Annotated in this window: 23 protein-coding genes and 1 riboswitch; of the genes, 9 read left to right on the top strand and 14 right to left on the bottom strand. The window is 72.6% G+C overall.

Features of this window, described 5'->3' with window-relative positions; genetic code table 11:
- The first annotated feature begins 25 nt into the window (after nt 1-25).
- Genes hisF through AC2D9U_RS17350 form a run of 4 tightly spaced genes read left to right on the top strand, consistent with a single transcriptional unit; the run spans nt 26 to nt 2,644 of the window.
- On the top strand, nt 26-808 hold the full coding sequence (hisF, locus tag AC2D9U_RS17365) for an imidazole glycerol phosphate synthase subunit HisF (RefSeq protein WP_484751391.1): 783 nt from the start codon (nt 26-28) through the stop codon (nt 806-808).
- On the top strand, nt 808-1,347 hold the full coding sequence (locus AC2D9U_RS17360; RefSeq protein ID WP_484751389.1) for a phosphoribosyl-ATP diphosphatase: 540 nt from the start codon (nt 808-810) through the stop codon (nt 1,345-1,347). The genes hisF and AC2D9U_RS17360 overlap by 1 nt, the downstream gene beginning before the upstream one ends.
- Before the next feature lie 14 nt (nt 1,348-1,361).
- Nucleotides 1,362-1,745, top strand: a complete 384-nt coding sequence (locus AC2D9U_RS17355) for a histidine triad nucleotide-binding protein (RefSeq protein ID WP_484751387.1) — start codon at nt 1,362-1,364, stop codon at nt 1,743-1,745.
- Between the two features lie 53 nt (nt 1,746-1,798).
- The gene (locus AC2D9U_RS17350; RefSeq protein WP_484751385.1) at nt 1,799-2,644 is read left to right on the top strand and encodes a SirB1 family protein; all 846 of its coding nucleotides are present in this window, start codon (nt 1,799-1,801) and stop codon (nt 2,642-2,644) included.
- Nucleotides 2,645-2,996: 352 nt separating this feature from the next.
- Here AC2D9U_RS17350 and AC2D9U_RS17345 read toward each other — a convergent pair whose 3' ends face one another.
- The 3 genes from AC2D9U_RS17345 to AC2D9U_RS17335 form a co-directional block, all read right to left on the bottom strand.
- Nucleotides 2,997-4,976, bottom strand: coding sequence for a TonB-dependent receptor plug domain-containing protein (locus AC2D9U_RS17345; protein WP_484751384.1), 1,980 nt, complete (start codon nt 4,974-4,976; stop codon nt 2,997-2,999).
- A gap of 161 nt (nt 4,977-5,137) precedes the next feature.
- Nucleotides 5,138-5,370: riboswitch (cobalamin riboswitch) on the bottom strand.
- Nucleotides 5,371-5,411: 41 nt separating this feature from the next.
- Nucleotides 5,412-6,065: an exopolysaccharide biosynthesis protein gene (locus tag AC2D9U_RS17340; RefSeq protein ID WP_484751382.1), complete on the bottom strand. Its 654-nt coding sequence runs from the start codon at nt 6,063-6,065 to the stop codon at nt 5,412-5,414.
- Nucleotides 6,066-6,222: 157 nt separating this feature from the next.
- On the bottom strand, nt 6,223-7,191 hold the full coding sequence (locus tag AC2D9U_RS17335; RefSeq protein ID WP_484751380.1) for a Bug family tripartite tricarboxylate transporter substrate binding protein: 969 nt from the start codon (nt 7,189-7,191) through the stop codon (nt 6,223-6,225).
- Between the two features lie 77 nt (nt 7,192-7,268).
- On the opposite strand from AC2D9U_RS17335, the gene AC2D9U_RS17330 reads away from it, so the two are divergent.
- Nucleotides 7,269-7,889, top strand: coding sequence for a DUF1194 domain-containing protein (locus AC2D9U_RS17330; RefSeq protein WP_484751378.1), 621 nt, complete (start codon nt 7,269-7,271; stop codon nt 7,887-7,889).
- Nucleotides 7,890-7,944: 55 nt separating this feature from the next.
- A complete protein-coding gene (locus AC2D9U_RS17325) occupies nt 7,945-9,060 on the top strand; it encodes a 2-aminoethylphosphonate--pyruvate transaminase (RefSeq protein WP_484751376.1) in 1,116 nt (371 codons plus the stop codon).
- Here the strand turns inward: AC2D9U_RS17325 and AC2D9U_RS17320 are convergent.
- Nucleotides 9,057-10,640 (bottom strand): GMC family oxidoreductase, encoded by a 1,584-nt coding sequence (locus AC2D9U_RS17320; protein WP_484751374.1) that lies wholly within the window; start codon nt 10,638-10,640, stop codon nt 9,057-9,059. The genes AC2D9U_RS17325 and AC2D9U_RS17320 overlap by 4 nt on opposite strands.
- Complete coding sequence (locus tag AC2D9U_RS17315) at nt 10,637-11,569, bottom strand: LysR family transcriptional regulator (RefSeq protein ID WP_484751371.1); 933 nt, start codon at nt 11,567-11,569, stop codon at nt 10,637-10,639. Before AC2D9U_RS17315 ends, AC2D9U_RS17320 begins: the two co-directional genes overlap by 4 nt.
- Before the next feature lie 132 nt (nt 11,570-11,701).
- On the opposite strand from AC2D9U_RS17315, the gene AC2D9U_RS17310 reads away from it, so the two are divergent.
- Nucleotides 11,702-12,139, top strand: coding sequence for a DoxX family protein (locus tag AC2D9U_RS17310; RefSeq protein ID WP_484751369.1), 438 nt, complete (start codon nt 11,702-11,704; stop codon nt 12,137-12,139).
- On the opposite strand, the gene AC2D9U_RS17305 is transcribed toward AC2D9U_RS17310, so the two are convergent.
- The 9 genes from AC2D9U_RS17305 to AC2D9U_RS17265 are packed head-to-tail and all read right to left on the bottom strand — an operon-like array spanning nt 12,136 to nt 18,394.
- A complete protein-coding gene (locus tag AC2D9U_RS17305) occupies nt 12,136-13,410 on the bottom strand; it encodes a tetratricopeptide repeat protein (RefSeq protein WP_484751367.1) in 1,275 nt (424 codons plus the stop codon). The genes AC2D9U_RS17310 and AC2D9U_RS17305 overlap by 4 nt on opposite strands.
- 29 nt (nt 13,411-13,439) lie before the next feature.
- The gene (locus AC2D9U_RS17300; protein ID WP_484751365.1) at nt 13,440-14,147 is read right to left on the bottom strand and encodes a trypsin-like serine peptidase; all 708 of its coding nucleotides are present in this window, start codon (nt 14,145-14,147) and stop codon (nt 13,440-13,442) included.
- The gene (locus AC2D9U_RS17295) at nt 14,144-15,274 is read right to left on the bottom strand and encodes an MFS transporter (RefSeq protein ID WP_484751363.1); all 1,131 of its coding nucleotides are present in this window, start codon (nt 15,272-15,274) and stop codon (nt 14,144-14,146) included. The genes AC2D9U_RS17300 and AC2D9U_RS17295 overlap by 4 nt, the downstream gene beginning before the upstream one ends.
- Before the next feature lie 47 nt (nt 15,275-15,321).
- Entirely contained in the window at nt 15,322-15,816 is a 495-nt protein-coding gene (locus tag AC2D9U_RS17290) for a cupin domain-containing protein (protein ID WP_484751361.1), read from the bottom strand.
- 10 nt (nt 15,817-15,826) lie between these two features.
- Nucleotides 15,827-16,150: a hypothetical protein gene (locus AC2D9U_RS17285; RefSeq protein ID WP_484751359.1), complete on the bottom strand. Its 324-nt coding sequence runs from the start codon at nt 16,148-16,150 to the stop codon at nt 15,827-15,829.
- Nucleotides 16,151-16,166: 16 nt separating this feature from the next.
- Nucleotides 16,167-16,679: a YcnI family copper-binding membrane protein gene (locus AC2D9U_RS17280; protein ID WP_484751357.1), complete on the bottom strand. Its 513-nt coding sequence runs from the start codon at nt 16,677-16,679 to the stop codon at nt 16,167-16,169.
- Between the two features lie 44 nt (nt 16,680-16,723).
- Nucleotides 16,724-17,086, bottom strand: a complete 363-nt coding sequence (locus AC2D9U_RS17275; RefSeq protein ID WP_484751355.1) for a DUF2946 family protein — start codon at nt 17,084-17,086, stop codon at nt 16,724-16,726.
- A 42-nt stretch (nt 17,087-17,128) separates the two neighbouring features.
- Nucleotides 17,129-17,665, bottom strand: coding sequence for an RNA 2',3'-cyclic phosphodiesterase (gene thpR / locus AC2D9U_RS17270; protein WP_484751353.1), 537 nt, complete (start codon nt 17,663-17,665; stop codon nt 17,129-17,131).
- Between the two features lie 27 nt (nt 17,666-17,692).
- Nucleotides 17,693-18,394: an arylesterase gene (locus AC2D9U_RS17265; RefSeq protein ID WP_484751351.1), complete on the bottom strand. Its 702-nt coding sequence runs from the start codon at nt 18,392-18,394 to the stop codon at nt 17,693-17,695.
- On the opposite strand from AC2D9U_RS17265, the gene AC2D9U_RS17260 reads away from it, so the two are divergent.
- Both AC2D9U_RS17260 and AC2D9U_RS17255 read left to right on the top strand, forming a co-directional pair.
- Entirely contained in the window at nt 18,393-19,115 is a 723-nt protein-coding gene (locus tag AC2D9U_RS17260) for an ABC transporter ATP-binding protein (RefSeq protein ID WP_484751348.1), read from the top strand. The genes AC2D9U_RS17265 and AC2D9U_RS17260 overlap by 2 nt on opposite strands.
- Nucleotides 19,112-21,625, top strand: coding sequence for an ABC transporter permease (locus AC2D9U_RS17255; protein WP_484751346.1), 2,514 nt, complete (start codon nt 19,112-19,114; stop codon nt 21,623-21,625). The genes AC2D9U_RS17260 and AC2D9U_RS17255 overlap by 4 nt, the downstream gene beginning before the upstream one ends.
- The last annotated feature ends 7 nt before the right edge of the window (nt 21,626-21,632 follow it).

The following is a 21,632-nucleotide window of genomic DNA, read 5'->3' as shown; positions in this document are numbered from 1 at the left end:
TCCACGGCCCTGCGGAGTGGTGACAATGCTGGCGCTCCGCGTCATTCCCTGCCTCGACGTGAAGGATGGCCGCGTCGTCAAGGGCGTGAATTTCCTTGAACTGCGCGATGCCGGCGACCCGGTGGAGCAGGCCCGCATCTATGACCGCGAGGGCGCGGACGAGATCACCTTCCTCGACATCACCGCGAGCCATGAGGGGCGCGACACGATGCTCGACGTCGTCTCGCGCACCGCGGCCGAGGTGTTCATCCCGCTCACCGTGGGCGGCGGCATCCGCGCGGTGGAGGATATGCGCCGGCTGCTGCTGGCCGGTGCCGACAAGGTCTCGATCAACTCCGCCGCGATCGCCGATCCGGCCCTGATCACCCGCGGGGCCGAGGCCTTCGGCAGCCAGGCCATCGTCGTCGCGGTCGATGCGCGGCGGCGCGAGGGTGGAGGCTTCGAGATCTTCACCCATGGCGGGCGCCGCCCCACCGGCATCGACGCGATCGCCTGGTGCAGGGAGGCCGAGGCGCGCGGCGCGGGGGAGATCCTGCTGACCTCGATGGACCAGGACGGCACGAAGCGCGGCTTCGACCTCGACCTGCTGCGCGCCGCACGGGCGGCGATCCGCCTGCCGATCGTGGCCTCGGGCGGGGTGGGCACGGCCGCGCATTTTGTCGATGGCGCGCAGGCGGGCGCGACCGGCCTGCTGGCGGCCAGCGTGTTCCACTATGGCGAGATGCGGATCGCCGAGGCGAAGGCGGCGCTCGCTGCCGCCGGCCTGCCGATCCGCCCCCTCGATGAGATGATGAGCGAGGCAGGCTGATGGCCAAATCCACCAAGACGCCGGCCAAGGCGGCCAAGCCTGCCAAGCCCGCGAAGAAGAAGAAGGCGCGCGCCACGCCCCTGCCGCTGCCCGCCAACCTGCCGCCCCCGGCCGAGGTGAAGCCGCCCAAGGCGCTGGTCGCGGGGCAGGGCGCGCTCGAGCCCTTCGCCGTCGCGCCCGCCGGGGCCGACATCCTCGATGGGCTGTGGCGCACCGTGGAATCGCGCCGCCATGCCGGGGATGTCGAGCATTCGCACTCCGCCCGGCTGCTCGCGCGCGGCACGCCCAAGGTGGCGCAGAAGCTGGGCGAGGAAGCGGTGGAATGCGTGATCGAGGCCACGCTCGGCCATCGCCGCAACACCATCCTGGAAAGTGCCGACCTGCTCTATCACCTCGTCGTCGTCTGGGTCGATGCGGGCATCCGGCCCGAGGAGGTCTGGACCGAACTCGCCCGCCGCCAGGGCATCTCCGGCATCGCCGAGAAGGCGGCGCGGCCGAAGGCGCTGGTGCGCGCCGCCCAGACCACCAAACTCCCCTAACCCCGGAACCCGCCATGCTCGTCACCGGCCTGCCGCCCTATGATCCGCAGAACGTCTTCGCGCGCATCCTGCGCGGCGAGATCCCGTGCAAGCGCGTGGCGGAGAACGACCACGCGCTGGCCTTCCACGACATCAACCCGCAGACCCCGGTGCATGTGCTGGTGATCCCGAAGGGCGCCTATGTCTCGGCGGCCGACTTCACCGCCCAGGCGAGCGAGGCCGAGATCGCGGGCTTCTGGCGCCTGGTCGGCCAGGTGGCGAAGGATCTGGGGCTCGAATCCCGCGGCTATCGCCTGCTGGCGAACATGGGCGTGGATGCGGGGCAGGAAGTGCCGCATTTCCACCTGCACATCTTCGGCGGGCGTGGCCTTGGCCGGATGGTGCCGCGCGCCCCTTGACCTGCCCGCCGGGCACCCCTTGACCTGCCCGCCGGGCAGGGCAAGGTCCGCCCATGACCGATACGCGCCTTGAGGCCCGGGCCGCGCTGGATGCGGTGGGCCAGATGCCCGATGCCGAGCTCGACATCGCGGCCGTGGCCCTGCAACTCGCGCGCGTCGATGCGCCCGAGGCCGATTGGGAAGCGGCCCAGCGGCACCTGACCGAGATCGCCCGCGCCACGGTCGCCGCCGCCGCCGCCGACCCGGCCGCCGATGCCGGCAATGTCGCGCGCCGCCGCGCCGTGCTGGCCGAGGTGCTGCACGGTCATTTCGGCTATGCCGGCGACAGCGAAACCTATGAGGACATGGCCAACGCCAACCTGCTGCGCGTGATCGAGCGCCGGCGCGGCCTGCCCGTCGCCCTCGGCGTGCTCTGGCTGCACGCCGCCGAGGCCGCGGGGTGGGAGGCGCATGGCGTGGACTTCCCCGGCCATTTCCTGCTGGCGCTGTCCGGGCGCGGCCAGGTGGTGGTGGATGTCTTCGCCGGCGGGCATGGGCTGGATGCGCGGGAATTGCGCAGCACGCTGAAGCGCTTCGCCGGCGAGCAGGCCGAACTCGGCCCCGATACGCTGGCGCCGATGGATCGCCGCGCGGTGCTGCTGCGGCTGCAGAACAACATCAAGGTGCGCCGGCTGCAGCAGGGCGATCTGGCCGGCGCGCTGGCCTGCACCGAGGACATGCTGCGCATCGCCCCTGAGACTGCCGCGCTGTGGCGTGAGGTCGGGCTGATGCAACAGCGGCTGGACCATATCGGTGCCGCGATCATCGCCCTGGAGCGTTTCCTGCAACTCGCCCCCGAGGGCGCACAGGCGCACAAGATCCGCCTGCTGCTGGCGGAACTGCGGCAGCGGCTGAATTAGGACTATATGCGTTCAGATGGAATCATCTGAACGCCTTTCCTGCACCATCTCGAATGATTTCTGGAGCAGTGTCCGATCTGAACGATACCCGGCGCACGAGGTTCCGACCGACGGCCCGAAGGGCCGAGGCGCTGAGCGGCGCCCGCCGCCGATGCGGCCCGCCCGGCTTGTGAAGCGCACGAAGGTGAAACCTTCATGCGCCTGGCATCCATCGATCAGATCGGACGTCTTGCCCTGAACATATCGAGTCAACAGCACGACATCGACGCACGCTGATTCAGCGTGTGTCGATGGTGCTGTGGACACAATGATTCGTCAGGCACGGGCTGCGATCATGAGACCGCAGCGTGCCTCAAAAGACTAACCGCGCCCCGGCCAGCACGCTCCGTCCTGGGATGACGAAGCCATTGGCTGGCTCGAAGTCGCTGTTGGTCAGGTTGCGCCCCTCGACATAGGCGGTGACACCCTGCGTCAGGCGATAATTCGCCGTCAGGTTCAGCGTGGTGCCCGACTTGTTGTAGGTCAGGCGCGGGATCGAGGCGCCGGTATCGGTGTAGGCGGCGAAGGCGGCCTCCGGCGAAGGCCCGGTGTAGAGCAGTTCCGGCACGATGGTCAGGCGATCATCCGGCGCGATGCGCGCACTCACCGCCACCACGTTGCGCGGCCGGCGGGGCAGGGGCGTGTCGTTGGTCTGGTCGCGCGCCTCGGTGATGGTCCAGGCCACGCGCCCGTCGAGCCAGGGGGCGGGGCGCAGCGTCAGGCCCAGCTCCACCCCGCGGCTCCGCGCCCGGTCGATGTTCTCCAGCGAGTTGAAGGCGCGGTTGAAGTTGATCAGGTCGCGGAAGCTGCTCTGGAAATAGGTGACGTTGGTGGTCGCACCATCGTTCCGGCCGAACAGCGGCAGGTCGGTCTCCAGCCCCGCCTCCCAGGTGAAGGAGCTTTCGGGGTCGAGGTCGGGGTTGCCGCGGAAGGTCGTGCCGATCCGCCCGTAGCGCTGGAACAGCGAGGGCGCCTTGAAGGCCGTGCCCGCCGAGACGAAGGCGCGCGAGGTGATCTCCGGGATCAGCACCACGGCGCCAAGCCGCCAGGAGGTATAGCCGTCGTAATCCTCCGCATTGTCCTGGCGCAGCCCGGCCGAGAGATCCAGCCGATCGCCCAGCCGCGCCTGCACCCCGGCATGCAGCGCGGTGGTATTGGCCGTGGCGTCGGTCACGCTGCGGAAGGCGGTGGAGCCGGAGCGCGCCTCCACGCTTTCGCGCTCATAGGTCGCACCGAAAGCGAGGCCCGCCTGGGTGAAGGGGCCCACATCGCCGAGCCGGATGCGGTTGCCCCAGTCATAGGTCTCGCGCTGGCCGCGGAAATAATCCTCGGTGGTCGCGGGGCTGCGCCAGTCGGGCAGGTTGGAATAGCGGCGCCGATCCTCGGTGTAGGCGGCGCGCAGCCCGGTGGTCCAGGCGCCGTTCAGCAGCGTGGTCTCGCCGCGCAGCTGGCCGAACCAGCGGCGGTCATTGCCGTCATAATTCGGGTCGTCATTGGGCACGTTGTCGAGTTCGAGGTGGTTCTCCCGCCAGCGCAGCAGCCCCTCCACCCGCGTGCCCTGCGCGACATTCACGCCGAAGCGGGCGGTGCCGGCGGCGGCGCGGAAATCCTCGGTCTCGCGCGTGTCGCGGGTGAAGCGGCGCGGCGTGGCGTCGCTGCCCTGGCTGGTGAAGCCCTGGCCGACGGCGAGGTAGTCCCAGCCCGTGGTGGTGCCGGCCACGCCGAGCACGCCGCGCGCCGTGCCCTGGGTGCCGCCGGCGAGGTCGCCGAAGGCCTGGAAGGGCGTGTTGGCCGGGGCGCGCCGGGTGATCATGTTGATCGTGCCCCCGATCGCGCCCGAGCCGTAGAGCGCGCTGCCCGGGCCGCGGACGATCTCGATCCGCTCGATGTCGCCCAGCAATTCGTTGCCGAAGTTGAAGGCGCCGTTGGGCTCGGAGGGGTCGTTCACCGGCACGCCGTCCAGCAGCACCAGGACGTGGCGCGAATTGGCGCCGCGCACGAAGGCGCTGGCCTGCTGGCCGAGCCCGCCGGTCTGCACCAGGCGCAACCCCGGCACGGTGGCGAGCGCCTCGGCCAGGGTCTGGTAGCCGCTCTCCTCGATGTCGCGGCGGGTGATCACGGTGATGCCGGCGGGCACATTGGCCGCCGGGGTGGGGATTCGGGTGGCGGTGACGATGGTGTCGGGCAGCGTCTGCGCGACCGGCGCCTGCTGGGCGGCGGCGGGCAGGCCAGCGGGCAGGACAGCGGCCAGGGTCAGGCTGGCGGCCAGGTGGGGTAGGCTCGGGATTCGCATCGGTTCCTCCGTGCGACAAGACGACATGCCCCGCAGCCCCGGACTCGGGGGGCCGCAGGACGGCTGGCGTCGTCGCCGCAGGCGGGCGCGAGCGGTCGCGGGTGGAGGCTCCACCCGAGGCCTGTCGCTCCGTTGCACCGGTGCACCTCGCCCGGTACGCGCGGGACGTCTCTGCGCCGGCCGGTCTCCTGGCTCGCGGAGTGCCGGGGGAGATCCCCCGGGTGTCGCTGCCGCCTTCTCAGCCCCTGCGGGCCAATGGCGTGTGGCAGCAACCCTTCCGCCTACAGTTGCGAGGGCAGCCGCGGCCTGAACGGCGCGACCCCTTGCGGGGCCTTGCCGTCTTCGCGCGTTCCCGTTTCAGCCCTTGCGGGCCACCGGCGCATGGGCGGAGCCTAGCGCGACCTGCGCCGGGCTGACCAGGGGGTTAACCGGGGGTCAAACCACGTAGCTGACGGCCTCGACGCCGAGCCAGACGATCAGCCCCAGCACCACGGTGGCGAAGGCGCAGCCCAGGATGGTCAGCACCACCCCCCAGCCGATGGTGCGGTTGTCCTGCTCGATCACCCCCAGCGCCATGACGATGTTGCCGAATGCGGGCGGGCCGTTGGTGCCCGGGCCGGGCAGGATCAGCATGATGGCCACATAGGCGGTCAGCCAGCCGATGATCCGCTCCCCGAAGGGGCCGGTCCAGAAGCCGCGGCGGGGCCGGACGAAGCGCTCGATCCGCGAGAGCCCCTTGGTGGAGGCCGAGGCGAGGCGCAGCAGATCGGCGCGCTTGATGGTCTGGCGCGCGAGGATCCCGGGCAGCTTCGGCACGCGGAAGCCTAAGCCCATCTGGATGCCGAGGATCATCAGCGGCGTGCCGAAGACGCTCGCCATCCCCGGCAGCAGGCCGGGCAGCAGCAGCAGCAGCAGCAGCATGCCGAAGGCACGGTCGCCGAAGGCATGGGCCATCTCGCCCAGGCTGATCCGCTCGCCCGGGAAGGCGGCCGCGACCTCGGCGACGATGCGCGAGATCGGCGCCGATTCATCCGGCCCATGCGGCGGCGGCGCGGCCGGATCCGCCCCCGGCCCGAGAGTTCCATGCATCGTTGGACCGAACCCTTCCGCTGTCACCCCTGCCGGAAGGCCGGGCGTCTTCTGGGGCGGCGCCCCGCAGGGCCGCCGCCAAGATCACATCATAGTGGGTCGGAGCCAGGTTTCGTAGCGCGTGCCGAAACCGGTCCGCGAATTCACCGACCCGCCATCATTCCGGCTGGAAGTTGGCGAGCCGCAGCAACTCCTGGCTGCGGGCGAAGTCGCGCTGGATGAAGGCGGCGAAGTCGGCGCCGATCTCCGCCTTGGGCGTGATGCCGAGCGTGCCGACGCGCGCCAGCACGTCGGGTTCGAACATCCCCGGCGTCAGCGCCGCGCCGATGCGCGCGATGATCTCGGGCGGCAGGTTGCGCGGCGCCCAGAGCGCCCACCAGGACTGGATGTCGAGCCCCGGCATGCCGGCTTCGGCCGCCGTCGGGATCTCCGGCGCCGCCTGGCTGCGCGTCGGCGCGGTGATGGCAAGGCCGCGCACGCGGCCCGTGCGCACCTGCGGCAGCGTCGCCAGGATCGGGTCGAACATCAGCTGCACATTGCCCGCCACCACATCGGTCAGCGCCGGCGCCGTGCCGCGATAGGGCACCTGCGTCAGATCCGCGCCGGCCTGGCGGATGAACTCGATGGTGGCGAGATGCCCCGCCGCCCCCAGCGAGGAGACGGCGAAGGGCCAGTCGCGTGGATTGGCCCGCGCGGCGGCCACCACCTCGGCCAGGGTCTGCTGCGGGCGCGCGGCGTTCATCACCAGCAGCAGCGGGCCTTCGCCGACGCGCGCGACCGGCAGCAGGTCCGTGATCGGGTCATAGCCCGGGTTGCGCATGACCAGCCGCGCCATGGCCTGGATGCTGGCCGAGAAGCAGAAGGTGTAGCCATCGGGGGCGGATTGCGCCACCGCGATGCCCCCGACCGCGCCATTGGCGCCGGGCCGGTTCTCGACCACGAAGGGCTGGCCGAGCTTCTCGGAGAGCTTGGCCGCCGTCACGCGCGCCATGCCATCGGTCGCCCCGCCGGGCGTGAAGGGCACGATCACCCGAACAGGGCGGCTCGGCCAGGCGCCCTGGGCATGCACGGCCGGCGCGGCAAGCAGGCCGGCACCCAGAAGACCAATCATTTCGCGACGCAGCATCTTGCCCTCATGTAGAAGATGTAATCGTCACATGGCCGAGCCTGCGCCGGCTTGCAACGGAAAGGTGAAATTTCGCCATGCAGCCCGTCGATGTCGCGCTCTGTCTCGCCATGGATGTCTCGGCCAGCGTGGATTTCGCCGAGTTCCAGCTGATGGCGGCCGGCACCGCCGCCGCGCTGCGCGACCCGGGCGTGGTCGCCGCCGCCACGGGCGGACCGCGGCGCGCGGCCGCGCTCTGCCTGCTGCTGTGGTCCGGCGTGGGCCAGCGCGACCTCGCCGTGGGCTGGACGCGGGTGGACGGCCCGGAGAGTGCCGCGGCCCTGGCGGATGCCATCGAGAACACCCCGCGGCTGCCCCGCGCCGGCCAGACCGCGCTCGGTGAGGGCATGGCGGCGGGCCTCGCGCTGCTCGCGGCCTTTCCGGGCGAGGCGACGCGCCATGTGATGGATGTCTCCGGCGATGGCGAGAACAATCAGGGCCGCGCGCCGGGCCCGGTGCGTGACCTCGCGGTGCAGGCGGGCTTCACCATCAACGCGCTGGCCATCCTGAACGAGGAGCCGGATCTGCTGGCGCATTACGCCGCCGAGGTGATCGGCGGGCCCGGCAGCTTCGCGATGAGCGTGGGCGACTACATCGACTTCGCCGAGGCGATCCTGCGCAAGTTGCGACGCGAATTGTCCGGCACGCTGATTGTCTAGCCCTGCCCTGTTGTGGCACGCACCAGGGGCTGATCCTCGAAGCGGACGACACCCCATGATGCTGCTGATCCCCGGCCCCGTGCAGACCAGGCCCGAAGTCCGCGCCGCCGCGGCCGAGGACATCGCCCCCTGGGACGAGCCCTTCAAGGCCGAATACGCCGCCATGCGCCCCCGGATCGTCGCCATCGCCGGCGGCGTGGAGGGCGAGCATGTCTCCCTGCCGCTGCCCGGCTGCGGGCACATGGTGGTCGAGTCCGCCATCCGTACCTTCGTCCCGGCCGGGCAGAAGCTGCTGGTGGTGCAGAATGGCGGCTATGCCGACCGACTCGCGCGGCTTGCCACCGAGGCCGGGCGCGTGGTGGTGCCGCTGCATGGCCCCGACAATGTGCCGATGAGCGCCGAGAAGCTCGCCGCCGCGCTCGCCGCCAACCCCGATGTCACGCATGTCGCCATCGTGGTGAGCGAGACGGGCACGGGCATCATCAACGACCCGAATGTGCTCGGCCCGGTGATCGCCGCCGCCGGTCGGCGCATGATCTGCGACGCCGTCTCGGGCTTCGGCGTGGTGCCGTTCAAGATGAGCGAACACCCCGAATGCGACGTGGTGGTCTTCACCTCCAACAAATGCCTCGAGGGCCTGCCCGGCTTCGGCTTCGCGGTCGCCGCGATCAAGCGGCTGGAGGCATGCCGGGGCAATGCCGGGTCCTGGGTGATGGACCTCGCGGATGTGTACCTGCATGCCCAGAAGCATGGCTGGGGCAGCTTCCGCTTCACGCCCGCGGTGCAGGCGCTGCGCGCCTTCGGCAAGGCGATGGAGATCTATGAGGCCGAAGGCGGCCAGCCCGCGCGCCTCGCGCGCTACAGCCGCACGCGCGACGTGGCCTATGAGGGGATGCAGCGCCTGGGCTTCCGCCCCTATGTGGCGCGCGAGCATGTCGGGCCCATCATCGTCTGCGTGCACCAGCCGCGCGACCCGAACTGGGATTTCCGCACCTTCCTGCGCGGCATGACGGCGCGCGGCGTTGTGATCAGTGACAGCTTCACCACCGCCGAGCCCACCATCCGCATCGGCTGCATCGGCGCGATCGACGAGAACGACATGCGCTTCGCCCTGGCGAAGATGGAGGAAGTGCTCGCCGAGATGGGCGTGGGCCGCAGCCAGGCGGCCTAGCCCGCGCTGAGCATCGCCGCTGCCTTGTGCGCCACCGCCAGCACGGTGGCGTTGATGTTGCACACGGGAATGTCCGGAAACACCGAGGCATCGACCACGCGCAGCCCCTCGATGCCGCGCAGGCGCAGCTGCGGGTCGAGCGGCGCGCCGCTGCCCTCGCTGCCCATCCGCACCGTGCAGCTCGGGTGATAGACGGTCCCGCCCGTCTGGGCGGCGAAGGCGAGCAGGTCTTCGTCGGATTGCGCCGCCGGGCCGGGCCGCACCTCGCCGGTGACGATGCCGGCCAAGGGTTCCGCCGCCATCCAGCGCCGCGCGAGGCGCATCCCGCGCAGCAAGGTGGCGCGATCCTCGGCCGCGGTGAGGAAGCGGGGTGCGATCACCGGCGATTCCTCGGGGCGCGGTGAGGCCAGGGTGACGCTGCCGCGCGATTCCGGCCGGCATTGCCAGACGCCGATGGTCATGCCCGGCTCGGCCTCCGGCACGCCGATCCGCCCCTCTGCCCAGCTCAGCGGGCCGCCGTTGAACTGGATGTCCGGCGCCTCCAGCCCCGGTTTCGTGCGCGCGAAGACGCCGACCATGGCGGGCGACCAGGTGAGCACGCCATCGCCGCGCGCGAGCCAGCGCGCGACCTCCAGCGCCAGGCGCGGCCAGGTGATGCGCCGGTTCGCGGACCAGCGATGCGAGGCGAGGCGAAAGCTCAGCCGCGCGATGTAGTGGTCCTGCAGGTTCTGCCCGATGCCGGGGATGTCGCGCCGCACCTCGATGCCGTGGTCGCGCAGATGCGCTGCCGGGCCGAGCCCCGAGAGCATCAGCAATTGGGGCGAGCCGATCGCCCCCGCGCTCAGGATCACCTCCCGCCGCGCGCGGATCACCTGCTCGACGCCGGCGCGGCGGATCGCGACCCCCACCGCGCGGCCTTCCTCGATCACGAGGCGCTGGGCCAGGGCCTCGTCGAACAGCGCCACGCCGCGGGCGAGCGCCGGCTTGAGGAAGGCGCCCGCCGCCGAGTGGCGCCGCCGCCCGCGCCGCGTCTGCTGGAAGGTCGAGAACCCCTCGCGCACCGGGCCGTTCATGTCGGCGGGCGTGGGCAGGCCGATGACCGCCGCCGCCTCGCGCATCTTCGCGACCAGCGGCGGGATCTCGGCCAGATGCTCGACGTGCAAGGCGCCGGATCGGCCGCGATGCGCGCCCTGTTCCTGCGCCGTCTCATAGGCGGCGAAATGCGGCGCGAGATCGGCCCAGGACCAGCCCGTGCAGCCCTTCTGCGCCCAGAGATCATAGTCGGAGGGATCGCCCCAGACATGGCCGAGCCCGTTGATGCTCGACGAGCCGCCCCAGACGCGCCCACGCGGATAATCGAGCGCGCGGCTGCCGGTCGCGGCGTCGGGCGCGGTGGCGTAGCCCCAGGTCAGGCGCGGGTTGGTGAGGATGTGCGCATAGCCGGCCGGGATGTGCAGATAGGGGTGGCGGTCGCGCCCGCCGGCCTCGATCACCGCAACCTTCGCCCCGCTCGCGGAGAGCCGGTCCGCGAGCAGGCAGCCCGCGCTGCCGGCGCCGATGATCACATGGTCGAAGATCATGCGCCGACGCCGGGCACCGGCCCCACCTCGCGCGCCACCGAGAGGATCTGCCGGCGCATCCAGGCATGGCCGGCATCGGCCTCGAAGCGCCGGTGGAAGACCATGGAGAGCCGCATGTGGCGGATCTCGACCGGGCAGGGGCGCAGCACCAGCCCATGCGATTCCGCCATGCGCTGCGCCAGCCGGGCGGAGAGCGTCATCACCATGTCGGTGCGGCAAAGGATCTCCGGCACCGCGCCCAGATGCGCCACCACCGCGCCGAGCCGCCGCGGATGCCCCGCCTCGCGCAGCGGCCCGTCCAGCGCCCCGTCGCGCGAGCCATTGGGCGAGTGCAGCAGATGCGGGAAGGCGGTGAAGCGCTCCAGCGTCATCGGCCCCTCGGCCAGGGGATGCCCGGCGCGCACCAGCGTCAGGAAGGCCTCGGGCAGCAGGCGCAGCCTTGTGTAGAGCGCCGGCGGCTCGCCCAGCATGGCCACCGCCAGCTCGGCCTCGCCGCGTTCGAGCAGCGCCTCGGCATTGGTGCGGTCGGCATGGCGGATGGCGAGCAGCGCCTGCGGCGCCTCGCGCGCCATCATCTCGAGCAAGGGGGGGGCCAGCACGCTCTCGGCATATTCGCTCAGCGCCAGGGTGAAGACGCGATCCGTGGTGGCGGGCTCGAAAGGCGCCTGCACGGCCAGCACCTGGCGCAGCCGGTCCAGCACCTCGGCCACCGGCTGGGCGAGGGAGAGGGCAAGCGCGGTGGGCTCCACGCCGCCGGGGCGGCGGAGGAACAGCTCGTCATTCAGCGCCGCGCGCAGCCGGGCCAGCGCGTTGGAGACGGCGGGCTGGGAGAGGTTCAGCGCCTCCGCCGCGCGGGTGACGTGGCGGGCGCGCACCACGGCGTCGAAGACGCGCAGCAGATTGAGATCGAGCGTCTGGAGATCGGCCATGGGGCCCCCGGGGCATCATTCGCGCCGGTGATGATGGCTGTTCGTGCCCTGCGTTGGAAGGCCGGGCGGGTTCGGGCGCACAACACCGCCACCGGGGCGCGCCGCGCCCCATCCTGCCAACGGAGACCGACGATGAACTTCGATGAACGCGCCACCACCCCCTATGCCGCGCTGCTGCTGCGCGTCGCGATGGGCGTGATGTTCCTGGCCCATGGCCTGCTGCTGAAGGTGATGACCTTCGGCCTCGCCGGCACGATGGGCTATTTCGGCTCGATCGGTTACCCGCCGGTCTTCGGCGCGATCGTGGCCTTCGCCGAGATCGCCGCGGGCGTGGCGCTGATCGCCGGCGTCTGGGTGCGCCTCGTGAGCCTGCTGGCCCTGCCGATCATGATCGGCGCCGTGATCCAGCATGCCGGCGCGGGCTGGCTGTTCAACGCCCCGGGCGGCGGCTGGGAATTCCCCGCCTTCTGGACCGTGGCCCTTCTGGTGCAGGCGGGCCTGGGCGCGGGCGCCCATGCGCTCGACCTGAACCGCCTGATCGGCCGCGGCGCCCAGACGGCGCGGGCCTAAGCTACCTCCACACCATCCAACCGGCGGCGCAGGATGGCCTGCGCCGCCGTTTTGCGTCCGGCCCTGAGGCAGGCGGCGATGGCGGTGTCGAGCACCATGTCACGCTGCGCCCCGCTGCCGCCGATCCGCACCACCTCGGGCAGCATCGGCACCAGCAGGTCCGCCGCCTCGTCGAAGCGCCCGGCGGCGAAGGCTCCGATGCCGCGGCACAAGGCCGGCACCACCGGCCCGGCCGGCAGGCGCCCTTCGGCCAGCAGCCGCTCAAGCCCCTGGATGCGCGCCGCCAAGGCGTGCGCGGGGCCGCTCATCGCCTCCACCATCGCTATGTGCAGATCGGCGAAGGGCAGGCCCGGCGCGGCGAAGCGCGGCGCGGCATAGGCAGCGACCTCCTCCCAGCCCGGCCGGCCGGGTGCGCCCATCACCTCCAGCCGCCAGAGCAGCGACACCGCATCGGTCATGGTGTTGAGCGCCGGCGCGGTGGAGATGTCCGGGCGCAGCCGCGATTCATAGAGCGCCAGCGCCGCCGGCACGTCGCCTCGATCCAGCGCGAACAGCGCCTGGTGCCAGGAGATGTGGCAATTCAGCGCGCCCTCCCGCGGATAGAGCGGCAGGAAGCCGGCGATGAAGCGCTCGCCCGCCGCCGCCTCACCCCGGTCGAAGCGCGCATGGGCCAGGGCATGGGCGGCATTGGCGTTGCGCGGGCGCAGCGCCAGGGCTGCCTCGGTATGAACAAGGCCCTCATCCCGTTCGCCGGCCTCGGTCAGCGACCAGCCGAGATAGCCCGTGAACCACCAATCCCCCGTGTAGTGCGGCGCGAGGCGCCGGCAGATCGCGACGCGCGCCGCATCATGGTCGGCCCGGCCGCTGAAGGCGTAGAGGCCGAAGGCGCCGAGCAGCAGCGCCAGGATCAGGCTGTCGCGCGGATGTTCGGCCAGATGCGCCTCCGCTGCGCGGATCGTCCCCGGCGCATCGCCGCCGATCAACCGCGCGAGGATGGCCAGATGCGCCGCCTCCCGCGGCGTGAGGCCGCCGGCCAGGGCCTCGGCGGCCGCGGCGCCGGCGCGGGCCTCGGCCATGCGGCCCTGCATCTGCAGCACGCGGGCGCGGGCGATATGCGCCAGGGCGAAGCCGGGATCTGCGGCGATCGCGGCCTCGAACCCCTCCAGCGCGCCGGGCCAGGCGGAGAGCAGCAGCGCGCTCGCCTCGCGATAGGCGGCGGCGGCCGCGGCGGAGCCGGTGCTGAGCGCGAGCCCGAGTCGATCCTGCTCCATCGGCCATCCCCCCTGATGTGGGCGAAAGCCTAGTCCTGGAGCGGCAGCCCCGCCACCGCCACCGCCACGCCGCCGCGCGCCTCCCGGAAGGCCACGGCGGCGATGCCGGCGACCGCCCAGCCCTCGCCCTGGCGCACCAGCAGCGGCCCGCCGGAACTGCCCTGGGTGGCGCTGCAGCCATGGCGGAGCAGGGCGCGGCCCTCTCCGTCGCGCGGCGTGGCCTCGACGCGGCAATCGGGATCGGCCAGCAGCACATGGGCGCGGTCGCGCTGCCAGCCGCCGAGCATCGCGGGCGTGCCCGGGACGGGCAGCGGGGCGAGCGGCAGGAAGGGCTCGGGGATCGGGGCGGCGAGGCGGATCATCGCCCAATCCGCACCCACCGGGCCACGCTGTGCGGGGATGAAGCCGGGGCCGAGCGTGAAGGCCGCGCCGCGCACATGGAAGCGGAAATCCCCGCGGTCATAGCCCGAGAGCACATGCGTCCGGCCCGGCAGCACCACCAGCCCGGTCGCCGGGGCCAGCAGGCAATGGGCGGCGGTCAGCACGCGATCGGGGGCGATCAGCACGCCGGTGCAGCGGCCCCCGGCCTCGGTCTGCACGCGCACCAGGCTGGACCAGGGCGGCTCGGCGATGTCGGCCACCTGCCGCGCCTCCACCGCGCCGAGTCCCGGGCGGGTGGCGGGCTGGCCCCAGGCCGCGCCGGGCAGCAGGGCGAGTGCGGCCAGCAGGCGCCTCATCGCCCGGGGGCGACCGGCAGGCGCCAGACCAGCACGGCGCAGAGCGCGGCGAGGCCGGCGATCAGCCAGGGCACCGCCGCCATGCCGAACAGGTCGGCGCCGAGACCCAGCGCCGCCGGCAGCACCGCCACGCCGAGCGTCGCCGAGGCCACCTGCAGCCCCACCACCTGCGCCGCCGCCGCGCCGCCGACCCGCGCGGGGGTGCGGGCCATCAGCGTCGGGAAGATCGGCGCCAGCGCCAGCGCCATCACCGCCAGCGCCACGAAATCCGCCAGACCGAGGGCGAAGACCAGCGCGGCCAGCACGGCAACGGGGCTCAGCAGGCGCAGCAGGCGGTCCGCGCCGATCCGGTCCACCACGAAGCCAAGCCCGATCCGCCCGCCGGTCAGTGCCGCGAAGAACAGCGTGGCCGCCACCGCGCCCTCGGCCGGGGTGGCGTGGCGCGCCACGGTCAGGATGGTCGGCGCCCATTGCCCGGCGCCGGCCTCGAGCCCCGTGTAGACGAAGAAGATGATCACCTGGAGCCGCGCCACCGGATGGCGCAGCACGGCGAGGATCGAGGGGCGCGGCCCGCTGGCTGCCGGTGCGCCGTCATTCCAGCGCTGGCGTGTCGCCAGGAAGGCGAGGGCGAGCAGCGCCAGCAGCGTGCCGACCGCCAGATACCCCGCCTGCCAGCCGAAGCCCGCCGCCAGCAGCCCCGCCGCCAGCGCCGGGCCGAGCGTGGCGCCCACCCCCCAGAAGCCGTGCAGCCAGTTCATCTGGCGGGGCGTGAAGCGGTGGGCGGCGAAGGCGTTGAGCCCCGAATCCACCGCGCCCCCGCCGAAGCCCGACAGCACCGCAAGGCCCACGAAGACCGCCCAGGGCGGCGCCAGCCCCTGGCCGAGTGCGGCCAGGGCGGTGGCGATCAGGCTCGCCCCGAGCAGGCCCCCCAGGCCGAGCCAGGCGACAAGGCGCCCCGCCAGCAGCCCGGCCGCGACATAGCCCGCCGCGACTCCCGCCAGCACCAGGCCGAGCGCCGCGTTCGGCACGCCGTAATGCGGCCGCGTCTCGGGCCAGAGGCTGCCCGGCAGCGGGTCCGGCAGGCCGAGACCGATGAAGGCGAGGAAGGCAAGAAGAAGAAGGGCCACGCGCCCGCCTACACCGCCCGGCAGCCGGCCGACAGGGGGTTCGGATCCTAAGGCTCTTCCGGTCCCCGCCGGCGCAGCCCCTCATAGGGCGTGCCGTCCTTGTGCGTGTACATCGCGGGCTTGCCCCCGGCGGGGGCCAGCATGTCGATGTCCGGATAGATTGCGGCGTCATCCGGCAGGCGGGTGCCGATCTCCAGCACCAGCGCCTCGACCGTGCCGAGGTTGCGCAGGCAATGCCCGTCCGGGTCGCCGGCCTTGAAGCCGGCGGCCTCGCCGGCGCGCAACACTTCCTCCCCGGCATCGGTCACCAGCGTGACCTCGCCCGCGAGCACATAGACGAACTCGTCCGAGGCGGTCTGCCAGTGGCGCTGGCTGGTCCAGGCGCCGGGCGGCAGGCGGCAGAGATTCACGCCGAACTGCGTGAGCCCGGCGGCGTCGCCGAGCTTCGTGCGCACCCGCGCCCGGCAGGGCGCATCGAAGGGCGGCGGGTAGAAGGTGCCCTCGAAGGCGGGCAGGCACGCCGGATCGATGCGCTTGGTCATGGGCCTCGCCTCAGCCGAGCAGGTCGAGATCGCCGGGCCGCAGCCCCGCGCGGCCCTCGATCCGCCCCGCGAGGCGCGCGAGGTTGGCGGCGATGCGCGCCCCGGCCACCGGGTCCCCGGTGGTGCAGGTGGCGTTGGCGATGGTCAGCGCGCGCTGCATGGCGAGCTTTTCCTCGGGCGTGGCATGGGCGAGGGCGGCCTCGAGCGCGCCGTCGCACACGGCGGTCAGGTGCGCCTCCATCGCATCGGCGTCGCAGGCGCCAGCCGGGCGGCTGGCCAGCGCGCCCAGCCCGGCGAGAGCGGCGAGGGGGAGCAGGCGGCGGGTCTGGTCCATGGGCTGCGCCTCTCGATCAGTTGCGCGGGGTGATGCGGATGGCGGGCGCGGGCATGCGGTACTCGGTGACGCGCCGGCCCGGTTCCGGGATCTCGACCCAGGCGGCCTGGCTGCCATCGACGCAATCCTGCACCACCGGGATATAGAGAATCTGCCCCGGCGTGTCAGGCAGCCGCAGGCGGATGACGAATTCATCGTAGTGGTGGTGCTCCAGCGGCCCGCCCTCCCAGATCACCTCGGCGAGTTGCGGCACCGCGCCATGGCCGGTCGGCGGGGGTTGGTTCGGGCGCGGCACCGTGGTCAGCCGCCAGCCGGGCTTGGGCATGGGCAGCGCATTGGCCGTGCCCTCGGGCAGGCGGACGGTGACGCGCATGGTGGCCGCACCTTCGCAGCCATGCGGCACGCGGAAGGTGGCGCGGGTGGTGGAGGCGGCGGGCGCTTGCTGGGTTTCGAGGGTGACATGCGCGGCCACCGGCAGGGCGCCAGCCATGAGCAGCGCCGCCGCAAGGGCGAGACGGGAAGAGGGCATTCCTGGTAAATCCTTGATCCGTTTGCAGACAGGGTGGCAGCGGATCAGGAGGTCGGCGGCGCCCTCGGCGGGGGGCGGCAGGACGGCGTGGGCAGCGGGCCGGGGCTGGAGGGGGGCGGCGGGTCGGCCGCCTGCGCCAGGAAGACCGGCGGCGCCAGCGTGACCGCCACCGCCGGCAGGGCGAAGGCGGCCGGCCCGCCACAGGCCGGGCAGAAACCCTGGCCATGCTCCGGCGCTTCAGGGGCATCGCCCGGCAGCACGGCGAGGCGGATGCCCTCCGGCGTGCAGATCTCGACATGCAGCGCCGGGTCGGCCGGGGTGGTCGGCAGGCAATGCGCGAAGGCGCTCCCCCATTGCAGCAGCAACAGGAGGGCCAGCAGCCGGATCAGGGCGGGGCGGGCGCGCATTGGCGAATCGGTAGCACCCCCGGGCGGGCGGGAAAACAGGATTCAGGCCAGCTCGTATTCGACCTCGGGCACGTAATGCGCCGCCTCTTTCCCGAGGAAGGAGGAGAACAGGTAGAAGTGCTCGATGGCGACGGGCGGCGTGCGGAACAGGCTGTGCGTCTGCACGAAGGAGACCAGCTTGGAGACCTCCGCCCGGTCGGTGCGGGCGAGGGTGACGTGCGGGGCGAAGCGCCTCCGCTCAGGCTCGAGCCCCACGCGCTGCAGCGCATTCTCCACCTTGGTCTGCAGGCGCGACAGGGCCTCGGAACGCGCGGCGGTGACGGTCAGCGCCTGGATCCGCCCCGCCTTCTCGAAGGTGCCGATGCCCGCCAGGGAGAGGTCGAAGCGCGGTGCGCGGATGGCGGCCAGCGCCGCATCCACCTCCTCCGCCTGCCAGGATTCGATCTCGCCGATGAAGCGCAGCGTCAGGTGGTAGTTCTCCGGCGGCACCCAGCGGGCCCCCGGGATGCCGCCCGAGATGGCGGCAAGCTGCGCCTTGATCTCGGCGGGCAGGGACAGGGCGACGAACAGACGCAGCATCGGCGCGCTCCGCGATTCGGGGCGCGTTCAGCCTGAAGGCAAAACGCGCACGCGGTCCAGCAGGGTTTCGATGAAAGGCAGCATCCGCCGGGTCAGCTCCGCGACACCCTGGGCGGTGGGGTGGATGCGGTCGGGCTGGTTCAGCGCCAGCTCGCCGGCCACGCCCTCGAGCAGGAAGGGGTAGAAGACGAGGTCAGGCCGCGCCGCGGCCAGGTCGGTGAAGACGCCGGCGAAGTCGCGCCCGTATTCGGCGCCGAGATTGGGCGGGGCGATCATGCCGGCCAGCAGCGTGGGCAGGTTGCGCCGCGCCGTGGCGTCGAGGATGGCGGTGAGGTTGGCGCGCATCTGCGCGGGTGCGAGGCCGCGCAACCCGTCATTGCCACCCAGCGCGACGATCACCGCATGGGGCCGGTCGGCCAGCGCCCATTCGATCCGCGCCCGGCCGCCGGCGGTGGTATCGCCCGAGACCCCGGCATCGAGCACCCGCACCGCCCGGCCGCGCGCGCGCAGCGCCGCCTGGATCTGCGCCGGCGGGCCCTCGCTGCGCGCCAGGCCGTAGCCGGCGGTGATGCTGTCGCCCAGCATCAGCAGGCGGATCTCGGGCTGTGCCTGGAGTTGCGGCTGGGCCTGGGCGAGGCGCGGCGCCGCCAGTAACAAGCCGATACCCGCCGCGGCCTTTCGCAGCGCACTCCGGCGCCCATATCGGGTGAAATCTTGCGAGGACTTCATGATCGCTTCCCCGCCGCCCGCTGCCCCGCCCTTGATCGCCGCGACCGGCCTCGTTTTCACCGCGATGGCCGCCGCCGGGCCCGTGCATGTGTTGCGCGGCGTGGACCTCTCCGTCCAGGCCGGGGAGGCGGTGGGCATCGTGGGGCCTTCGGGGTCGGGCAAGACATCGCTCCTCATGCTGCTCGCGGGGCTGGAGAAGCCGACCGCGGGTCGTCTGGACGTGGCGGGCCATGACATCGGCAGCCTGGACGAGGATGCGCTGGCCCGCTTCCGCCGTGACGAAGTTGGGATCGTCTTCCAGGCTTTCCATCTGATTCCCACCATGACGGCGCTGGAGAATGTGGCGATCCCGCTGGAATTCGCCGGCAGGGGCGATGCCTTCGACCGCGCGCGCGCGGCGCTGACGGAGGTCGGGCTCGGCCATCGGCTCGACCATTATCCGGGCCAGATGTCGGGCGGCGAGCAGCAGCGCACCGCGCTCGCCCGAGCCGTGGTGGCCGAGCCGCGGCTGATCCTGGCCGATGAGCCGACGGGCAACCTCGACCGCGGCAATGGCAAGGCCGTGATGGACCTGCTGTTCGGCCTGCGCGCCCGGCTGGGCACCACGCTCCTGCTCATCACCCATGACCCGCTGCTGGCCGAGCGCTGTGGCCGGCAGGTGCGGATCGAGGATGGGCGCATCGTCTCCGACACCCCGAACCTGCAGATGGCCGCCGAATGAGCCATCTGACCCAAGGCTGGCGCCTCGCGCGGCGGGAGCTGCGTGGGGGGCTGAAATCGCTGCGCATCGTGCTGGCCTGCCTCGCGCTCGGCGTGGCCGCCATCACCGCCGTCGGCACGCTGCAGAGCGCGGTGAAGGCCGGGCTTGCTGCCGATGGCGCAAGGCTGCTCGGCGGCGACATCGAGGTGCGCGTCAGCCAGCGCCCGCTCTCGCCCGAGGCCCGCGCCTGGGCGGAAAGCCGGGGCGCGGTGCTCTCCCAGGTCATCGAGATGCGCGCCATGGCGATCGCGCCCAGCGGCGAGCGGTCGCTGGTCGAGCTCAAGGCGGTGGATGCGGCCTATCCGCTCTATGGCGACCTCGTGCTGACGCCGGAGGGCGCGAGCCTCGTGCCGCGCAATGGGCGCTACGGCGTGGCGCTCGAGCCCTCGCTGGTGCAGCGGCTCGGGCTTTCGGTGGGCGATCCGGTGCGGATCGGCGAGGCCACCTTCACCTTCGTCGGTGGCATCGCCACCGAGCCGGATCGCGTGGCGAGCCCGACCGTGCTCGGCCCCCGCGCCCTGGTGCTGGCCAGCGCCATTCCCGGCACGGGGCTGATCCAGCCCGGCTCGCTCTTCGCCTATGACATGCGCGTGCGCCTGCCCGAGGGCACGGCGCCGAGACCCTTCGCCGAGGCCTGGCGCGCGGCGATGGGCGATGGCGGCTGGCGCGTGCGCTTCGCCGACCAGGCGGAGCCGGGCGTGAACCGCTTCCTCGACCGCGCCGCCGCCTTCCTGACGCTTGCGGGGCTGACCGCCCTGCTGGTGGGCGGCATCGGCGTGGCGACGGGCGTGCGCGCCTGGCTGGAGGGGCGGGGGCGCACCATCGCCACGCTCCGCTGCCTGGGGGCGCCCTCGGGCACCATCCTCGCCACCTATCTGATCCAGGTGATGGTGCTGGCCGGCTTCGGGATCGCGATCGGGCTGGTCGCGGGCTTCGGCCTGACCTGGCTGGCGGCGCAGGCCCTGGCGGGCGCGCTGCCCGTGCCGCCGCGCTTCGGCGTCTATCCCGGCGCGCTCGCCATCGCCGCGCTCTATGGGCTGCTGACCGCACTCGCCTTCGCGCTCTGGCCCTTGGGCCGCGCCCAGCGCGTACCCGGCGCGGCGCTGTTCCGCGACACGATCACGGCCAGCCCCGGCTGGCCGGCGCGGGGCATCATCGTGGCGAACATCCTGGCCGCCCTCGCGCTGGTGGGCCTCGTGGTGGGCACGGCCGAGCAGCCGCTGTTCGCCCTCGGCTTCTGCGGCGGGGCGGCGGCGACGCTGCTGCTCTTCCGCCTGGGTGCCGCGGGGCTGATGGCCTTCGCCCGCAGCCTGCGGCATCTGCGCCGCCCGGCGCTGCGGCTCGGCCTCGCCAATCTCCACCGGCCGGGCGCGCCGACGCCGATCATGCTGGTGGCGCTGGGCATCGGGCTCACCACCCTGGCCACCATCGCGACCATCGAGGGCAATCTGCGCCGGCAACTCGCCGAGCAACTGCCGCAATCGGCGCCGAGCTTCTTCTTCATCGACATCCAGAACGACCAGGCCGAGGGCTTCGATTCGCTGGCCCGCGGCCTGCCCGGCGTGGCGGAGGTGCGGCGCGTGCCCTCGCTGCGCGCGCGCATCGTCGCCGTGAACGGCACGCCGGCGGATCAGGTGAACGCGACCGAGGAAACCCGCTGGGCGCTGCGCGGCGATCGCGGCCTGACCTATGCGGCGACCCCGCCCGACGGCACGCGCCTCGTCGCCGGCCAATGGTGGGCGCCGGACTATGATGGCCCGCCGCTGGTCTCCTTCGACGCCAACCTCGCCAAGGGCTGGGGAATCGGCCTGGGCGCCACGCTGACGGTGAACGTGCTGGGGCGCGACCTCGACCTGACCATCGCCTCGCTGCGCGACATCCAGTGGCGGGGCTTGGGGATCAACTACACGCTGGTGGCCTCGCCGGGGCTGCTGGCGGCGGCCCCGCACACGCATATCGCCACGATCCGCGCGGCCGAGGCCGCCGAGGTCGGCGTGCTGCGCGCCGTCACGGACGCCTTCCCCAATGTCTCGGGCATCCGCGTGCGGGACGCGCTGGAGGCCGTGGCCAACCTGCTGAGCCGTGTGGGCGTCGCCTTGCAGGCGACGAGTTCCGTCACGCTGCTGGCGGGCATGCTGGTGCTGGCCGGCGCCGTGGCGGCGGGGCAGGCGGCGCGGGTGCGCGACGCGGTGATCCTCAAGACCGTGGGCGCCACGCGCGGGCAGATCCGCAATGCCTGGCTGGTCGAGTTCGGCCTGCTCGGCCTGGTCGCCGGGCTGCTGGCCGCGGCGGCGGGCTCGGCGGCCTCCTGGGCCGTGGTGCGCTATGTCATGCGCGGCGATTGGGTGTTCCTGCCGGGCACGCTGGCGATCACCGTGCTGGGCTGCGTGATCCTCACGCTCGGCTTCGGCTATGTCGGCACCGCGCTGGCGCTGCGCGTGCGCCCGGCGGCGCTGTTGCGGAACGAGTGAAGGCGGG

The sequence above is a fragment of the Roseomonas sp. TF40 genome, from assembly GCF_057219975.1.
Note: the sequence above shows the minus strand (reverse complement) of the source record. Positions and strands in the feature narration are given on the sequence as shown.

Bases quoted from the DNA above. Each gene is read 5' to 3' on its own strand.
- AC2D9U_RS17345 (WP_484751384.1), bottom strand. From the start codon at position 4,976: ATGCGAATCCCGAGCCTACCCCACCTGGCCGCCAGCCTGACCCTGGCC.
- AC2D9U_RS17275 (WP_484751355.1), bottom strand. From the start codon at position 17,086: ATGCGCGCCCGCCCCGCCCTGATCCGGCTGCTGGCCCTCCTGTTGCTG.
- AC2D9U_RS17285 (WP_484751359.1), bottom strand. From the start codon at position 16,150: ATGGACCAGACCCGCCGCCTGCTCCCCCTCGCCGCTCTCGCCGGGCTG.
- AC2D9U_RS17255 (WP_484751346.1), top strand. From the start codon at position 19,112: ATGAGCCATCTGACCCAAGGCTGGCGCCTCGCGCGGCGGGAGCTGCGT.
- AC2D9U_RS17310 (WP_484751369.1), top strand. From the start codon at position 11,702: ATGAACTTCGATGAACGCGCCACCACCCCCTATGCCGCGCTGCTGCTG.
- AC2D9U_RS17315 (WP_484751371.1), bottom strand. From the start codon at position 11,569: ATGGCCGATCTCCAGACGCTCGATCTCAATCTGCTGCGCGTCTTCGAC.
- AC2D9U_RS17330 (WP_484751378.1), top strand. From the start codon at position 7,269: ATGCAGCCCGTCGATGTCGCGCTCTGTCTCGCCATGGATGTCTCGGCC.
- AC2D9U_RS17260 (WP_484751348.1), top strand. From the start codon at position 18,393: ATGATCGCTTCCCCGCCGCCCGCTGCCCCGCCCTTGATCGCCGCGACC.
- thpR (WP_484751353.1), bottom strand. From the start codon at position 17,665: ATGCTGCGTCTGTTCGTCGCCCTGTCCCTGCCCGCCGAGATCAAGGCG.
- AC2D9U_RS17325 (WP_484751376.1), top strand. From the start codon at position 7,945: ATGATGCTGCTGATCCCCGGCCCCGTGCAGACCAGGCCCGAAGTCCGC.
- AC2D9U_RS17280 (WP_484751357.1), bottom strand. From the start codon at position 16,679: ATGCCCTCTTCCCGTCTCGCCCTTGCGGCGGCGCTGCTCATGGCTGGC.
- AC2D9U_RS17265 (WP_484751351.1), bottom strand. From the start codon at position 18,394: ATGAAGTCCTCGCAAGATTTCACCCGATATGGGCGCCGGAGTGCGCTG.
- AC2D9U_RS17320 (WP_484751374.1), bottom strand. From the start codon at position 10,640: ATGATCTTCGACCATGTGATCATCGGCGCCGGCAGCGCGGGCTGCCTG.
- AC2D9U_RS17335 (WP_484751380.1), bottom strand. From the start codon at position 7,191: ATGCTGCGTCGCGAAATGATTGGTCTTCTGGGTGCCGGCCTGCTTGCC.
- AC2D9U_RS17300 (WP_484751365.1), bottom strand. From the start codon at position 14,147: ATGAGGCGCCTGCTGGCCGCACTCGCCCTGCTGCCCGGCGCGGCCTGG.
- AC2D9U_RS17290 (WP_484751361.1), bottom strand. From the start codon at position 15,816: ATGACCAAGCGCATCGATCCGGCGTGCCTGCCCGCCTTCGAGGGCACC.
- AC2D9U_RS17360 (WP_484751389.1), top strand. From the start codon at position 808: ATGGCCAAATCCACCAAGACGCCGGCCAAGGCGGCCAAGCCTGCCAAG.
- AC2D9U_RS17350 (WP_484751385.1), top strand. From the start codon at position 1,799: ATGACCGATACGCGCCTTGAGGCCCGGGCCGCGCTGGATGCGGTGGGC.
- AC2D9U_RS17340 (WP_484751382.1), bottom strand. From the start codon at position 6,065: ATGCATGGAACTCTCGGGCCGGGGGCGGATCCGGCCGCGCCGCCGCCG.
- AC2D9U_RS17355 (WP_484751387.1), top strand. From the start codon at position 1,362: ATGCTCGTCACCGGCCTGCCGCCCTATGATCCGCAGAACGTCTTCGCG.
- hisF (WP_484751391.1), top strand. From the start codon at position 26: ATGCTGGCGCTCCGCGTCATTCCCTGCCTCGACGTGAAGGATGGCCGC.
- AC2D9U_RS17305 (WP_484751367.1), bottom strand. From the start codon at position 13,410: ATGGAGCAGGATCGACTCGGGCTCGCGCTCAGCACCGGCTCCGCCGCG.